Origin of the sequence: Bradyrhizobium sp. IC3195, assembly GCF_020193585.1 — a bacterium.
Taxonomy (GTDB): Bacteria; Pseudomonadota; Alphaproteobacteria; order Rhizobiales; family Xanthobacteraceae; genus Bradyrhizobium; species Bradyrhizobium yuanmingense.
This window is the reverse complement of record NZ_JADYVG010000003.1, coordinates 303,788-316,728: the sequence shown is the minus strand read 5'-3', so window position 1 is coordinate 316,728 and position 12,941 is coordinate 303,788. Positions and strand designations below refer to the sequence as shown.

General features: G+C 65.0%; 15 protein-coding genes. 9 read left to right on the top strand and 6 right to left on the bottom strand.

Annotated features, from left to right (window positions below; translation table 11 throughout):
* Positions 1-5 precede the first annotated feature (5 nt).
* The gene (locus I6F09_RS08810) at positions 6-527 is read right to left on the bottom strand and encodes a MarR family transcriptional regulator (RefSeq protein ID WP_225187893.1); all 522 of its coding nucleotides are present in this window, start codon (positions 525-527) and stop codon (positions 6-8) included.
* Positions 528-700: 173 nt separating this feature from the next.
* Between I6F09_RS08810 and I6F09_RS08805 the strand changes: the two genes are divergently transcribed.
* Genes I6F09_RS08805 through I6F09_RS08795 form a run of 3 tightly spaced genes read left to right on the top strand, consistent with a single transcriptional unit; the run spans position 701 to position 4,244 of the window.
* Positions 701-1,741 (top strand): branched-chain amino acid ABC transporter permease, encoded by a 1,041-nt coding sequence (locus tag I6F09_RS08805; RefSeq protein WP_225111654.1) that lies wholly within the window; start codon positions 701-703, stop codon positions 1,739-1,741.
* 5 nt (positions 1,742-1,746) lie between these two features.
* On the top strand, positions 1,747-3,516 hold the full coding sequence (locus tag I6F09_RS08800) for a branched-chain amino acid ABC transporter ATP-binding protein/permease (RefSeq protein ID WP_225187892.1): 1,770 nt from the start codon (positions 1,747-1,749) through the stop codon (positions 3,514-3,516).
* Complete coding sequence (locus I6F09_RS08795) at positions 3,513-4,244, top strand: ABC transporter ATP-binding protein (protein WP_035997921.1); 732 nt, start codon at positions 3,513-3,515, stop codon at positions 4,242-4,244. The genes I6F09_RS08800 and I6F09_RS08795 overlap by 4 nt, the downstream gene beginning before the upstream one ends.
* Positions 4,245-4,450: 206 nt before the next feature.
* Here I6F09_RS08795 and I6F09_RS08790 read toward each other — a convergent pair whose 3' ends face one another.
* A complete protein-coding gene (locus I6F09_RS08790) occupies positions 4,451-5,059 on the bottom strand; it encodes a pyridoxamine 5'-phosphate oxidase family protein (protein WP_109142404.1) in 609 nt (202 codons plus the stop codon).
* A 121-nt stretch (positions 5,060-5,180) separates the two neighbouring features.
* Between I6F09_RS08790 and I6F09_RS08785 the strand changes: the two genes are divergently transcribed.
* The gene (locus I6F09_RS08785; RefSeq protein ID WP_225187891.1) at positions 5,181-6,065 is read left to right on the top strand and encodes a LysR family transcriptional regulator; all 885 of its coding nucleotides are present in this window, start codon (positions 5,181-5,183) and stop codon (positions 6,063-6,065) included.
* A 55-nt stretch (positions 6,066-6,120) separates the two neighbouring features.
* Here I6F09_RS08785 and I6F09_RS08780 read toward each other — a convergent pair whose 3' ends face one another.
* Positions 6,121-6,540 carry a PaaI family thioesterase gene (locus I6F09_RS08780; protein WP_035997915.1) on the bottom strand — a complete coding sequence of 140 codons (420 nt, stop codon included), beginning with the start codon at positions 6,538-6,540 and terminating at the stop codon, positions 6,121-6,123.
* A 414-nt stretch (positions 6,541-6,954) separates the two neighbouring features.
* Here I6F09_RS08780 and I6F09_RS08775 point away from each other — a divergent pair, with 414 nt between their 5' ends.
* From I6F09_RS08775 to I6F09_RS08760, 4 genes are all read left to right on the top strand, one after another.
* The gene (locus I6F09_RS08775; protein WP_225156735.1) at positions 6,955-7,971 is read left to right on the top strand and encodes a TRAP transporter substrate-binding protein; all 1,017 of its coding nucleotides are present in this window, start codon (positions 6,955-6,957) and stop codon (positions 7,969-7,971) included.
* Positions 7,972-8,250: 279 nt separating this feature from the next.
* Positions 8,251-8,760: a TRAP transporter small permease gene (locus I6F09_RS08770; protein ID WP_035997911.1), complete on the top strand. Its 510-nt coding sequence runs from the start codon at positions 8,251-8,253 to the stop codon at positions 8,758-8,760.
* Positions 8,761-8,762: 2 nt separating this feature from the next.
* A complete protein-coding gene (locus I6F09_RS08765; RefSeq protein ID WP_035997903.1) occupies positions 8,763-10,082 on the top strand; it encodes a TRAP transporter permease in 1,320 nt (439 codons plus the stop codon).
* A gap of 203 nt (positions 10,083-10,285) precedes the next feature.
* The gene (locus I6F09_RS08760; RefSeq protein WP_035997901.1) at positions 10,286-10,747 is read left to right on the top strand and encodes a DUF3237 domain-containing protein; all 462 of its coding nucleotides are present in this window, start codon (positions 10,286-10,288) and stop codon (positions 10,745-10,747) included.
* Positions 10,748-10,830: 83 nt separating this feature from the next.
* Here the strand turns inward: I6F09_RS08760 and I6F09_RS08755 are convergent, their stop codons facing one another.
* From I6F09_RS08755 to I6F09_RS08745, 3 genes are all read right to left on the bottom strand, one after another.
* The gene (locus I6F09_RS08755) at positions 10,831-11,037 is read right to left on the bottom strand and encodes a hypothetical protein (protein WP_025033895.1); all 207 of its coding nucleotides are present in this window, start codon (positions 11,035-11,037) and stop codon (positions 10,831-10,833) included.
* A gap of 119 nt (positions 11,038-11,156) precedes the next feature.
* Positions 11,157-11,432, bottom strand: coding sequence for a YiaA/YiaB family inner membrane protein (locus I6F09_RS08750; protein WP_035997898.1), 276 nt, complete (start codon positions 11,430-11,432; stop codon positions 11,157-11,159).
* A 52-nt stretch (positions 11,433-11,484) separates the two neighbouring features.
* Entirely contained in the window at positions 11,485-12,180 is a 696-nt protein-coding gene (locus I6F09_RS08745) for a PspA/IM30 family protein (RefSeq protein ID WP_035997892.1), read from the bottom strand.
* Positions 12,181-12,284: 104 nt separating this feature from the next.
* Between I6F09_RS08745 and I6F09_RS08740 the strand changes: the two genes are divergently transcribed.
* Positions 12,285-12,914 (top strand): TetR/AcrR family transcriptional regulator, encoded by a 630-nt coding sequence (locus I6F09_RS08740; RefSeq protein ID WP_225187890.1) that lies wholly within the window; start codon positions 12,285-12,287, stop codon positions 12,912-12,914.
* Positions 12,915-12,941 lie beyond the last annotated feature (27 nt).

The following is a 12,941-nucleotide window of genomic DNA, read 5'->3' as shown; positions in this document are numbered from 1 at the left end:
AAGAGTCAAAACTCGTTGGCGATCTTCGCGAGCATCTCGATCAGGGCTTCGCGGTTGGCCTGGCCGAGCAAGTCGTTCAGCCGGGCCTCGTGCTTGGTGGCGACGAGCTTCTTGGCGCGCGCCAGCACGGCCTTGCCCTTGTCGGTCAAGACCAGGATGTGCGAGCGCCGGTCGTTGGTGGAGCGGATCCGCGCACAGAGGTCGCGGCTCTCCAGATTGTCGAGCATGGCTACGAAGTTCGGCCTGAGGATGCCGAGCGTGGAGGCGATCTCGGTCTGGTTACGGCCGGGGTTCTTCTCGACCAGCAGCAGCACCGAGAACTGCGCCGGCGTCAGCTGGAGCGAGGCCATGCAGCGCAGAAAATTCTCGAACACCTTGAGCTGCGCACGTTTCAGGACATAGCCGAGCTGCTCGGAAAGCTCGCCGAGCTGGAGGGCCTCCGCCTGCGGCTCGCTCGCGTCCTTGCGGCCCTTGGCCGCGTCGGCCGGCTTGTCGGAGGACTTTTCAGCGGTTTTGGAAACGGTCATCGCCTCGTGCTCGTAATCCCGCTAAATTCCGGGGCGGGTCGTTCCCACCCTTGAAGTTATATTTGATAATTGTTATGGACCATACCAAATATCGCCTGCGTTTTTCAATGGCTGTGAGCGGACCGTCCACCGCAATCGAGGGGACCGGTCCGGATTAGGGGGAGCGTCCGGTCTTGAATACCACCATCATGCTGTTCCTGGTGCAGGACGGCATCACCAATGGCGCGATCTATGCGCTGCTCGGCCTGGCGCTGGTGCTGGTGTTCGCCGTCACCCGGGTCATCCTCATTCCCCAGGGCGAATTCGTCACCTACGGCGCGCTGACCTATGCCTCGCTGGCCGCCGGCCAGATGCCGGGCACGGCAAAGCTGGCGCTGGCGCTCGGCATCGGCGCCTTCGTCTTCGACCTGTTCGTCGCGCGCAAGGCGCTGCACGGGCGGCTGGTCGTCCGCAGCTTCATCGCCAACGTCGTGCTGCCCGCGATCGTGTTGGCGCTGACCCTGTCCCTCGCCGCGCAGAAGGCGCCGGTCGCGGTCTGCATCGCGCTGTCGCTGGTGATCGTGGCGATGATCGGCCTCTATCTCTATCGCATCGCCTTCCAGCCGCTGGCGCACACTTCGGTGCTGGTGCTGCTGATCGCCTCGGTCGGCGTCCACCTCGCGCTGCAGGGCCTCGGCCTGTTGTTCTTCGGCGCCGAAGGCCAGCGCGGGCCTGCCGTGCTGTCCGGCGCCTTCACCGCCGGCGCATTGCGCTTCACCGGCCAGAGCATCACCGTCTATGCCATCACCATCGCCTTCATCGTCGCCCTCTGGCTGTTCTTCGGCCTGACGCTCTACGGCAAGGCGCTGCGCGCGACCGCGGTCAACCGGCTTGGGGCGCGGCTAGCCGGCATCCGCACCACGCTGTCGGGCCAGATCGCCTTCCTGCTAGCTTCCGTGATCGGCGCACTCTCCGGCATCCTGATCGTGCCGATCACGACGCTCTACTACGACTCCGGCTTCCTGATCGGGCTGAAGGGCTTCGTTGCCGCGATCATCGGCGGCCTCGTCAGCTATCCCCTCACCGCCGTCGCGGCGCTGGTGGTCGGCATCGTCGAGGCGTTCTCGTCCTTCTATGCCTCCAACTACAAGGAGGTGATCGTCTTCATGCTGCTGATCCCCGTGCTGCTGCTGCGCTCGCTCGCCGCGCCCGCGGTCGAGGAAGAGAAGGACTGAGCCCGATGCAGAGCCGGCTTCCCATCCTCGTCTTCGCGATCCTCATGGCGGCGATCCCGCTCATCCCGGGCGTGCCCCCGTTCTGGATCGTGCTGCTCGACAATATCGGCCTTGCCGCGCTGGTCGCGATGGGCCTCGTGCTGCTGACCGGCGTCGGCGGCCTCACCTCGTTCGGGCAGGCCGCCTTCGTCGGTTTCGGTGCCTACACCACCGCCGTGCTGACGACGGCCTATGGCCTGTCGCCCTGGCTGACGCTGCCGCTGTCGCTCGTGGTCAGCGGCTCGCTCGCGGTGCTGCTCGGGCTGATCACCGTGCGCCTCTCCGGCCATTACCTGCCGCTCGGCACGCTCGCCTGGGGGCTTGGGCTGTTCTACCTGTTCAGCAAGCTGGAGTTTCTGGGACGTAACGACGGCATCTCGGCGATCCCGCCGCTGTCGATCGGTGCCTTCAAGATGCTCTCGCCCGGCTCGATCTATTACGCGATCTGGATCGCCGTGATCCTCTCGGCCCTGCTGACGATGAACCTCTTGGACTCCCGCACCGGCCGCGCCATCCGCGCGCTGCGCCGCGGCCATGTCGCGGCCGAGGCCTTCGGCGTCCACACGCCGCGGGCAAAGCTGCTGGTGTTCATCCATGCCGCGGTGCTCGCGGGCCTGTCCGGGTGGCTCTACGCCCATCTCCAGCGCGCCGTGAACCCGACGCCGTTCGGTGCGCATATGGGCATCGAATACCTTTTCATCGCAGTGGTCGGCGGCGCCGGCTATGTCTGGGGCGGCGTGCTGGGCGCCGCGATTGTCGTGATCCTGAAAGAGGTGCTGCAGAGCTATCTGCCGCTGATCCTGCCGGGCTCCGGCCAGGTCGAGACCATCGTGTTCGGCATCATGCTGGTGGCGCTGCTGCAGCTTGCGCCCGGCGGCCTCTGGCCCTGGCTGATGTCGTTCTTCCCCGAGCGCACCGACGGCAGGAAGCCGGACACCTCGCTGAAGCTGGAGCATCGCACCCGCGCGCCCGCCGAGACCGGCGTCCTGCTTCAGGTCGAGAAGGCGCGAAAGCAGTTTGGCGGCGTGGTCGCGGTGAACAACGTGTCCTTCGACGTGCAGGCCCGCGAGATCGTCGCACTGATCGGCCCGAACGGCGCCGGCAAGAGCACGACCTTCAACCTGATTACCGGCGTGCTGTCGGCAACCTCGGGCTCGATCTCGGTGCTCGGCAGGAAGGTCGACAACGCGCCGCCACAGGAGATCGTCAAGCTCGGTATCAGCAGGACCTTCCAGCACGTCAAGCTCGTCCCCGACATGACCGTGCTGGAGAACGTCGCGATTGGCGCACATTTGCGCGGCCATTCCGGCCCAATCTCCTCGATGCTGCGGCTCGACCGCGCTGACGAGGCCAAGCTGCTCGCCGAGGCCGCCCGCCAGATCGAGCGCGTCGGCCTCGCCGAGCAGATGCACCAGCTGGCAGGCTCGCTCTCGCTCGGCCAGCAGCGCATCGTCGAGATCGCCCGCGCGCTCTGCGTCGATCCGATGCTGCTGCTGCTCGACGAGCCGGCAGCCGGACTGCGCCACATGGAAAAGCAGCGGCTGGCAACACTGCTCCGCGAGCTGCGCGACGGCGGGATGTCCGTCCTCTTGGTCGAGCACGACATGGGCTTCGTGATGAACCTTGCCGACCGCATCGTGGTGCTCGATTTCGGCACCAAGATCGCGGAGGGCACGCCGGCGACGATCAAGACCAATCCCGAAGTGATCAAGGCCTATCTCGGAGTGGCGGCATGAGCACGCTGTTGTCCGTCACCGACGCGCATGTCGCCTATGGCAAGGTCGAGGCGGTGCGTTCGGTCTCGCTCGAGGTCGGCGCCAACGAGATCGTCACCATCGTCGGCGCCAACGGCGCCGGCAAGACCACGCTGCTCTCGGCCATCATGGGTATCCTGCCGCTGAAGGGCCGCGTCGCCTTTGCCGGGCAGGATCTCGCCCGCCTCGACATCGAGGACCGTGTCGCGATGGGCCTCGGTCTCGTTCCCGAGCATCGCGAATTGTTCGTGACCATGAATGTCGAGGACAATCTCGAGCTGGGCGCGTTCCGGATCGAGCGCAGCAAGGCCAAAGCCTCGATGGAGCGGGTCTATGCGCTGTTTCCGCGGCTGAAGGAGCGGCGCAAGCAGCTCGCCGGCACGCTCTCCGGCGGCGAGCAGCAGATGCTCGCGATGGGCCGCGCGCTGATGGGCGAGCCGAAGCTCTTGATGCTGGACGAGCCGAGCCTGGGCCTGGCCCCGATCATCGTCGCCGACATCTTCCGCATCGTCACCGAGCTCCGCGCCGCCGGCGTCTCCGTGCTGCTGGTCGAGCAGAACGCGCAGGCCGCGCTGAAGATCGCGGACCACGCCTACGTCATGGAGCTCGGCGAGTTCGTGCTCAGCGGCAAGGCCAGCGACATCGCCGCCAACGAACGGGTGGCCGCGAGCTATCTCGGCTTCCAGCACGAAGGCGAGAGTGTGATTTAGCGATTCAGCGCTCTTCTTCCCTCCCCTTGTGGGAGAAGGTGGCGCGAAGCGCCGGATGAGGGGTTCTCTCCGCGCGTGAGACCGTCCGAGAGGATAGAACCCCTCACCCGGCTTCGATGCTTCGCATCGAATCCACCCTCTCCCACAAGGGGAGAGGGTGCACCGCGCAGCCTGCTTCAGCTTTCGTTAGAGGCTAAGCTCGCCGCCTACCCCTTCAGCGCCGCAACCTGCGCCTCCAGCTCTGCGATCCTCGCATCTCTCGCGGCGAGCGCGGCCGCGACATCGGCTGCATCAAACTTCTGCGGGATGTGCTGCGGGCAGTTGGTGTCCCAGGCTGCGATCTTGAAGAGGATCACCTGCTCGGGCCGGGCGCGGTAGTCTTTCGGCATCAATGACGTGGTCAGGGCTTCGTCGTCCTCGACCACGCGCGCCTCGCCCCAGATCTTCACCCGGCGGCGGTGGGCGTAGTCCATCACGAAGATGTAGGCCTTGGGATTCTCCGAGAGATTTCCTTGCGTGATGAACTGCTGGTTGCCGGCGTAGTCGGCGAAGGCGAGCGTCTGCTTGTCCAGCACCTTGAGAAAGCCCTTCGGGCCGCCGCGGTGCTGGATGTAGGGCTGGCCGTCGGCTGAAGCCGTGGCGAAATAGAAGCTGTTGGCGTCGGCCAGGAACGCGGCGAGATTGTCGTCGACCTCGGTGCGCCAGCCGCGCTGCTCGCTGCGCGCATAGGCCTCGCGCGAGCCCTTGCGCGCCTGGATCGTCTTCACCGCCGGCGAAAAGGCCACGTCGCTGGCATAGGTGTGAACTGCCGTCATCGGAACATCTCCTGAAATTCCGGCGCATTGCTGCGTCTTCCGCACCTAATCTGGACCTTTCGGCGTCTAAAACAATTGAGCAGCTTGACACTTCATCATTGCAATATATGCAATAATGGCCATGGACCGGCTCGAAGCCATGCACGTCTTCGTCACCGTGGCCGACCTGCGCGGCTTTGCGCCGGCGGCGCGCAAGCTGCGCCTGTCGCCCTCGGCGGTGACGCGGATGATCGCGGCGCTCGAGGAGCGTCTCGGCGCGCGGCTGCTGCAGCGGACCACGCGGCAGGTGGCGCTGACCGACGTCGGCACGCGCTATTTGGAACGCGCGCGGCGCATCCTCGCCGACGTCGAGGAGGCTGACGGCTCGGCGCGGGAGGAGCGCAATCGGCCGAGCGGGCGTCTCGTCGTGTCCGCGCCGGTCGGCTTCGGCCGGCTGCATGTCGGGCCTCTCATGACCGCCTATCTCAAGCGCTATCCCGAGGTCGCCGCCGAACTCAGGCTGTCCGACCATCTCGTCAACCTCGTCGAGGACGCCGTCGATGCCGCGGTGCGGATCGGCCATCTCGCTGATTCCTCGCTTGTGGCGCGCCAGGTCGGCGAGATGCGGCGGATCGTGGTGGCCGCGCCCGGTTATCTCAAGCGCAACGGCGAGCCGAAGACGCCGGAAGCGCTCGCCACGCACCAGACCATCCAGTTCGGCCCCTGGTCCGAATGGCGCTTCCTGCGCGACGGCCGCGATATCGGGCTGCCGCTGTCGCCTCGCTTCATCAGCAACAGCGCCGACGCCGCCCTGCAATATGCCGAGGCCGGCGGCGGCGTGACGCGGGTGCTGGCCTATCAGGCCGCCGAGGGCCTGAAGCGCGGGCGCCTGAAGATCGTACTGGCGCAATACGAGCAGCCGGCGCTGCCGATCCACATCGTCTACCCGACCTCGCGCCTGCTCTCGGCCAAGGTGCGCGCGTTCGTCGACCTCGTGGTGGAGACGGCGGAGTGGAGGTTTGGGTGATCTTTTCCGTCATGGCCGGGCTTGCCCCGGGCATGACGACGGAGAGAGTTGGGCCTCACCCCTTCTTCGGCACTACCCGAAACGTGCCGCTGGCCCGCGCGATCACGGCGTCGTCCGCCTTCACCAGGCACTGCGCGAAGCAGATCGTGTTCCCGGTCTTGATCGCCTCGCCCTCGACCGCCAGCCATTGGCCGATCTCGGCGGCGCCGACATAGTCGACCGACAGCGAGATGGTGACGAATGACGTGGTCCAGCCCGTCGCCTGGGCGCAGCTGTAGCCCATGGCGGCGTCAGCGAGCGCCGCGATCAGCCCGCCATGGATCAATCCGCGGGCGTTGGTGTGCGGCGTCGCCAGGCGCAGTCCGACGGTGACGCCCTTATCGGTCTTCTTCGAATAGAGCGGCTCCCAGGGATCGGTCAGCGGCGCTTTGCGGAAATGTGGCTCGTAGCCGGCGGGGATGTCGGTGCGGGTCATGGCGGTCTCGCTTCATTGCCTCGGCTGCATTGGAAGCGAATGACGCGAGGAATGCATCACCTACAAAGCTTTAAACGGAATTTGTGCAGATGTTTGAAACGAGCCCCGCCATCGCCGCAACGGCCGACGATTGCGACCTTTGTCCGCAATACATGCTGCTTCCGATCCTGTTAGGCTTTGGCCGCAGCCTGCTTGTGGCAAAGGCTCGCAGGCGATAATTATACGATATAACGTTTGCGCAAAGGGAGAGCGGTGGTCGCCCGAGCAGCGACAAATCCATGCAACATGACTGACGAAGATGGCGCGACACGGCGGGCCTCAGTTCCGGCTTGAACGCGCCGGCGAATTAGATAACATGTTAATTAACGAGACCGGGCCAACGAAGCCCGCCGTCGCAAAAGGGAGAGACGCGTGATGAGGAAAGCCTGTCTGGCCTTGCTGCTGGCAGCAAGCGTGAGCCCCGCGCTCGCGCAGGACAAGACATTTGACCTGAAGGTCTCGCACTGGGTGCCGGCATCGCATCCGCTGCAGAAATCGCTGGAAGACTGGGTGGCTGCGGTGAACAAGGATTCCGGCGGCACCATTACCGGCAAGGTGTTTCCGGCCCAGCAGCTCGGCAAGGCCTTCGACCATTACGACATGGCGCGCGACGGCATCGCCGACGTCACCTATGTCAATCCCGGCTACCAGCCCGGCCGCTTCCCGATCATCGGCGCCGGGGAATTGCCGTTCCTGATCTCGGATGCCAAGGGCGGCTCGATGGGGCTCGACGCGTGGTATCGCAAATATGCCGAGAAGGAGATGAAGGACGTCAAATACTGCCTCGCCTTCGTCCACTCGCCCTCCTCGTTCCATTCCCGCACCAAGAAGATCGTCAACCCCGAGGACGTGAAGGGCATGAAGATCCGCCCGGCGCACGCTACCATGGCGAACTTCGTCACCTCGCTTGGCGGCACCAATGTGCAGTCCTCGGCGCCGGAAGTGCGCGACATCATCGAGCGCGGCGTCGCCGACGGCGTCACCTTCCCCTGGGGCTCACTGGTGCTGTTCGGCATCGACAAGGTGACCAAATACGACATGGAGGCGCCGCTCTACACCACGACCTTCGTGTTCGTGATCAACAAGGACAAGTACAATGCGATGTCCGACAAGCAGAAGGCCGCGATCGACAAGAACTGCACGGTCGAGATGGCAGGCGCGGTCGGCGAGCATTGGGGCAAGTTCGAGGACGCCGGCATCGCCAAGGTGAAGGCGGAATCCAGCCATGAGGTCTACAAGCTGACGCCCGAGCAGATCGCCGCCTGGAAGAAGGCCGCCGAGCCGCTGGTCAAGACCTGGGGCGACGGCGCCAAGAAGGCCGGCGCCGAACCGGATGCGGCGCTCGCGGAGCTCAAAGCCTCGCTGAAGAAATACAACGCGCTGGCGGAGTGACGGCGGTGGCGAAGGAAACGCGGCGGCGGGATTGGTCCTGCCGCCGTTGCCTTGCAAGCTGAGAGCAGGTGAGGAGCGCACCGTGTCTCTTCCCCCTCTCCCCGCTTGCGGGGAGAGGGTTGGGGTGAGGGGGAGTCTCCGCAGGACGGTGACAATTGGACTCGTGGATAGTCCCCCTCACCCGCCACGCTTCGCGTGTCGGCCTCTCCCCGCAAGCGGGAGAGGCGAAGTGCCGTCGCCAGAGCCGAGAATGAGAACAGCAGTGCTTAGGAAACACCCATGAAGCGCTCCTGGATGGATCGCGTGATCGACTCGATCGAATGGATCGCGGCCGGCTTCGTCGGCATCGTCGCGCTCGACATCTTCCTGTCGGTGCTCTTGCGCAACACGCTGAACTATTCGATCCCCGACAGCTTCGACATCGGCCGAATGCTGCTCGGCATCCTCATTTTCTGGGGCATCGCGGCAACCTCCTATCGCGGCACCCACATCACCGTCGACCTGGTCTGGGGCAATGTCGGGCCGCGCCATCAGCGCTGGATCGACGTGTTCGCGACCCTGGTGCTGCTGTTCGTCGTCACCGTGCAGACCTGGACGCTGTTCGACAAGGTCCGGCTGACCTACAACGACAACGTTCAGACCTTCGACCTGCACATGCCGACATGGCCGTTCTTCCTCGTCGCGTGGATCGGTGACGTCTGCGCCGTGCTGCTGATCGCGATCCGCACGTACCGGCTGATCTTCCACCCCGAAGACATGCATGAACCCAAGATCAAGGTGACGGAGTAACCATGAGTACCGACGCCGTCGCCGTCATCGGCTTCGTCGCCCTGTTCGCCCTGATGCTGCTGCGCGTGCCGGTCGGCATGGCCATGGGCCTCGTCGGCGTGTGCGGCTTCAGCTATCTCGTGGGCTCGACACCGGCCCTGAAGATGGTCGGTCAGGTCACCATGCGCACCGTGACCGACTACACCTTCGGCGTCATCCCGATGTTCCTGCTGATGGGCTCCTTCGTCAGCAATTCCGGCATGAGCCGCGAGCTATTCCGCGCCGCCAACGGTTTCGTCGGACATTTGCGCGGCGGACTCGGCATTGCCACCGTCGGCGCCTGCGGCGGCTTTGCCGCAATCTGCGGCTCCTCGGTCGCGACCGCCGCGACCTTCTCCGCCGTCGCCTATCCCGAGATGCGCCGCTTCGGCTATCCGCAATCCTTCGCCACCGGCGTGATCGCGGCCGGCGGCACCCTGGGCGCGATGCTGCCGCCCTCCACCGTGCTCGCCGTCTACGGCATCATCACCGAGCAGGACATCGGCAAGCTGTTCATCGCCGGCATCATCCCGGGCCTGCTCGCGATGACCATGTACATGATCACGATCTCCCTGATCGGCTATTTCCGCCCCGAGTTCCTGCCCAAGGGCAAGGTGACGCCGTGGCGCGAGCGCTTTGCCGGATTGAAGGAGATCTGGGCACCGGTGCTGCTGTTCATCTTCGTCATCGGCGGCCTCTACGGCCTGCCCTTCCTGCCGCGCTTCACGCCAACCGAGGCCGGCGGCGTCGGCGCGACCGGGGCCTTCATCATCGGCGTGCTGACCGGCCGGCTCGACCGCGAGAAGGTGCTGGCCTCGCTGCTGCAGGCGACGCGCACCGCGGCTGCGGTGTTCACCGTGCTGATCGGCGCGCTGATCTTCGGCTATTTCCTCACGGTGACGCAGACGCCGCAGAAGGTGACGGAATTCCTCACCGGGCTCGGCCTCGGCCCCTACGGCGTGCTGGCGCTGATCATGGTGATGTATCTCGTGCTCGGCTGCCTGATGGATGCCATGGCGATGATCATCCTGACCGTGCCGATCATCTTCCCGGTGATCATGCATCTGGGGTTCGATCCGATCTGGTTCGGCATCATCATCGTCGTGACCGTCGAGCTCGGCCTGATCACTCCGCCCGTGGGCATGAACGTCTTCGTCATAAAAAGCGTGGTGAAGGACGTCTCCTTCTCCACCATCTTCAAGGGCGTAAGCCCGTTCGTGGCAACGGACCTCGTGCGCCTCGTGATCCTGATCGCCTTCCCGCTGCTGGCAACCTGGCTGCCGACGCGGATGATGGCGCATTAGAGGTGACAAGATTGAATGCCGCACGGCGTGGCTGCTTCCCCTCTCCCCTTGTGGGAGAGGGTGGCTCGCCGCGATAGCGGCGAGACGGGTGAGGGATCTCTCTCCGCGAGCACGCTTGTGGAGATAGACCCTTCATCCGGCGCTTCGCGCCACCTTCTCCCACAAGGGGAGAAGGGAAGGCTCGTCGATAATTGGAGGCAGAGATGACCACCCCGACCCTCGAAACAAGATACGTTTTCACCATCACCGCGCGGATCGGCGACGTCGTGACCGCGGGCGAGACCGGGATCGGCGTCCGCCGCATCATTCCGATCATCGGCGGCGAGGTGACGGGCGCGGTCAGCGGAAAGGTGCTCCCCTTCGGCGCCGATTTCCAGACCATCCGGCCCAACGAGTTGATCGATCTCGAAGCGAAATACGCCTTCGAGACCGACGACGGTGCGACCGTCTACGTCGAGAACAAGGGTATGCGCTTCGGCCCGGTCGAGCTGTTGCACAAGCTCAAGCGCGGCGAGCCGGTCGATCCGAAGCTGATCTATTTCCGCACCGTGCCGAAGTTCGAGACCGGGCACGAGACGTACCGCTGGCTGATGGAGCACATCTTCGTGGCGTCAGCGGCGCGCCATGCGGATCGCGTCGTGATCGACGTGCATCAGGTGATGTGAGGGAGAGGCCGTAGGGCCCTCACCCGGATCGCGGCAGACGATGCTGCGCATCGCCGAAGCGACCCGGGTAGAGGCGAAGACGCCTACAACGTCTCTTGCTTATGCCCGCAGTTCTTGCAGGCGAACTTGACGCGGGTCTGGCCCTTCTCCGCCTGCACCCGGTTCGGCGCTCCGCACTTGCCGCAGACAGCCTCGATGCGGGTCGTGCCCTGCTTGACCACGATGGTCTTCTTTTCCATCGATTCGCGGATCAGGCGCTCGGCCTCCTCGCGCAGGGATTGTTTCGACAAAGCTCGTCTCCGCCTCTGGAAAGCGCGAGAGCCATATCGCACCTGCACGCGAAGCACAATGCACCCTGCCTGCCGCGCGCGCCCCTGTCGCCCCAGAGCGCGCGCTGCGACCGTTCGCCTTACGCCGCCTTGGAGACCTCCATCAGCAGCCGCTCGGCCTTGGCATCCTCGATGCGGTTCACGAGGCGGCTGCTCTCATGATTGTCGCGCACGGTCTTGGTCAGGGTGACGCAGGTCTGGATCATCATCACGATGCCCATGGTGAGATAACCCTTCATCCAGAGGTCGATCGGCAGGAAGAAGATGCCGATGGCGACGAGGAAGGCGGAAGCTGCGAAGGACGCGTAGGTGAAGCTCACCCAGGCGCCGCTGTGGGGCTGGCCATTCTGGTTCATGATGGTCTCCTGTCGATTGGAATGATGATGGTGTTCGGGTTGGAACTTGAGATCAGGCCGCCGGCATGCGCCTGGACTTCAAGCGCGCCAGCACGTCGTCTGCGGTCGTCTTGAGCCGCGGGCCGAAGCCCTGCTCGGCGAGTCGTTCGGCGGTGGCGAGCGGGCCGGTGGCCGCGTCGAGCTCGACCAGGGCATCGTCGGCCGCTTGAGCCTCCATCTGCCGCTCGCGCAGACGCCTCAGCGTCCCCTCCGCCTCCGGCAATGTCGATTCATAGGGGCGCGCGGCCTCGATGCCGCTGCGGCGAAGCGAGCGCACCGCTTCCGAGGCGCGGGCGATCCGGCGACCGCGATCGAGCTCGGTGATGCGGGCCTGCGCGTTGGCGACGTGGCGCTTCAGCCTGATGATCTCGGTCGCGAACAGCGCGCGCGCCGTCATGGCCGCATCGCGATCGGCCTCCAGTGCCGCAATGGCTTCGGCGGCCTCCTTGGCGAGATCCTCGCGGCCGCCATCCAGCGCCGCAACGGCACGGGTCTCGAGATCGGCGATACGCGCATTCGTGGCCTCGAGCTTGCGGCCTTCCTGCTGGTCCTGCGCGATTGCCAGCGCCAGCGTGCGCTTGCTGCGCTCGACGGCTGCGGCTGCATCGCGCATCTGCTGATCCAGGATCAGAAGGGCGGTGCGATCTTCCAGTTCCTCGCCCGCAGCGGCGACGCTGCCGCGGAAGAGGGTCACGACGGTCTTGAACATTGGTTGCTCCCTGTCTATGAGCGCTGCTCACAGATGGTTTGTAGCAGGAACCTTGAACATCGTTCAATATTAATTTTGAGCGACGCTCAAGAATTTGGTTAAGAATGACTAACGCCTTGGAACGGCGAACGAAATTGCGTGCGGCCCTGATCCAGGCGGCCGAACAGATGATCGCCGAGCGGGGGCTGGCGGGTCTCAAGACCCGCGATTTGGCCCGCGAGATCGGCTGCGCCAATGGCGCGGTCTACAATCTCGTGGCTGATGTCGACGAACTGATCCTGCGGGTCGGCTCGCGCACGCTGCTCCGGCTCGACGAGACGCTGACTCTCGCAACAAATGCCGGCGAGCCATCGCCACGGGAATCCCTGGTCCGCATCGCCCTCGCCTATTGCGATTTCGCCGCCGAAAACCTCCAGCTCTGGCGCGCGCTGTTCGAGCACCGGATGGAGACGGGCAAGCTGGTGCCGGATTGGTCCGTGCACGACCAGATGCAGCTGTTCCGTCATATCTACCAGCCGCTGGCCGCACTGTTTCCTGGGCGCAGCCCGGAGGAACTCGGCATCACCGCACGCAGCCTGTTCTCGGCCGTGCATGGCATGGTGGCGCTCGGGCTGGAGCAGAAGCTGGTGGCCGTGCCGCTGCCGGCGCTGCGCAAGGAGATCACGGGCCTCGTGCGCGCGATGATCGACGGGCTGATCGCGCACGACGTGAAAGGAGCGGCGGCGGCTGACTAAAATTTCACCTGTCGCATCGCCAGTCGC

Excerpts from the sequence above, each read along its gene's own strand:
- I6F09_RS08800 (WP_225187892.1), top strand. The coding sequence starts at position 1,747 with ATGCAGAGCCGGCTTCCCATCCTCGTCTTCGCGATCCTCATGGCGGCG.
- I6F09_RS08740 (WP_225187890.1), top strand. The coding sequence starts at position 12,285 with ATGACTAACGCCTTGGAACGGCGAACGAAATTGCGTGCGGCCCTGATC.
- I6F09_RS08770 (WP_035997911.1), top strand. The coding sequence starts at position 8,251 with ATGAAGCGCTCCTGGATGGATCGCGTGATCGACTCGATCGAATGGATC.
- I6F09_RS08790 (WP_109142404.1), bottom strand. The coding sequence starts at position 5,059 with ATGACGGCAGTTCACACCTATGCCAGCGACGTGGCCTTTTCGCCGGCG.
- I6F09_RS08785 (WP_225187891.1), top strand. The coding sequence starts at position 5,181 with ATGGACCGGCTCGAAGCCATGCACGTCTTCGTCACCGTGGCCGACCTG.
- I6F09_RS08775 (WP_225156735.1), top strand. The coding sequence starts at position 6,955 with ATGAGGAAAGCCTGTCTGGCCTTGCTGCTGGCAGCAAGCGTGAGCCCC.
- I6F09_RS08780 (WP_035997915.1), bottom strand. The coding sequence starts at position 6,540 with ATGACCCGCACCGACATCCCCGCCGGCTACGAGCCACATTTCCGCAAA.
- I6F09_RS08810 (WP_225187893.1), bottom strand. The coding sequence starts at position 527 with ATGACCGTTTCCAAAACCGCTGAAAAGTCCTCCGACAAGCCGGCCGAC.
- I6F09_RS08750 (WP_035997898.1), bottom strand. The coding sequence starts at position 11,432 with ATGAACCAGAATGGCCAGCCCCACAGCGGCGCCTGGGTGAGCTTCACC.
- I6F09_RS08760 (WP_035997901.1), top strand. The coding sequence starts at position 10,286 with ATGACCACCCCGACCCTCGAAACAAGATACGTTTTCACCATCACCGCG.
- I6F09_RS08765 (WP_035997903.1), top strand. The coding sequence starts at position 8,763 with ATGAGTACCGACGCCGTCGCCGTCATCGGCTTCGTCGCCCTGTTCGCC.
- I6F09_RS08745 (WP_035997892.1), bottom strand. The coding sequence starts at position 12,180 with ATGTTCAAGACCGTCGTGACCCTCTTCCGCGGCAGCGTCGCCGCTGCG.
- I6F09_RS08795 (WP_035997921.1), top strand. The coding sequence starts at position 3,513 with ATGAGCACGCTGTTGTCCGTCACCGACGCGCATGTCGCCTATGGCAAG.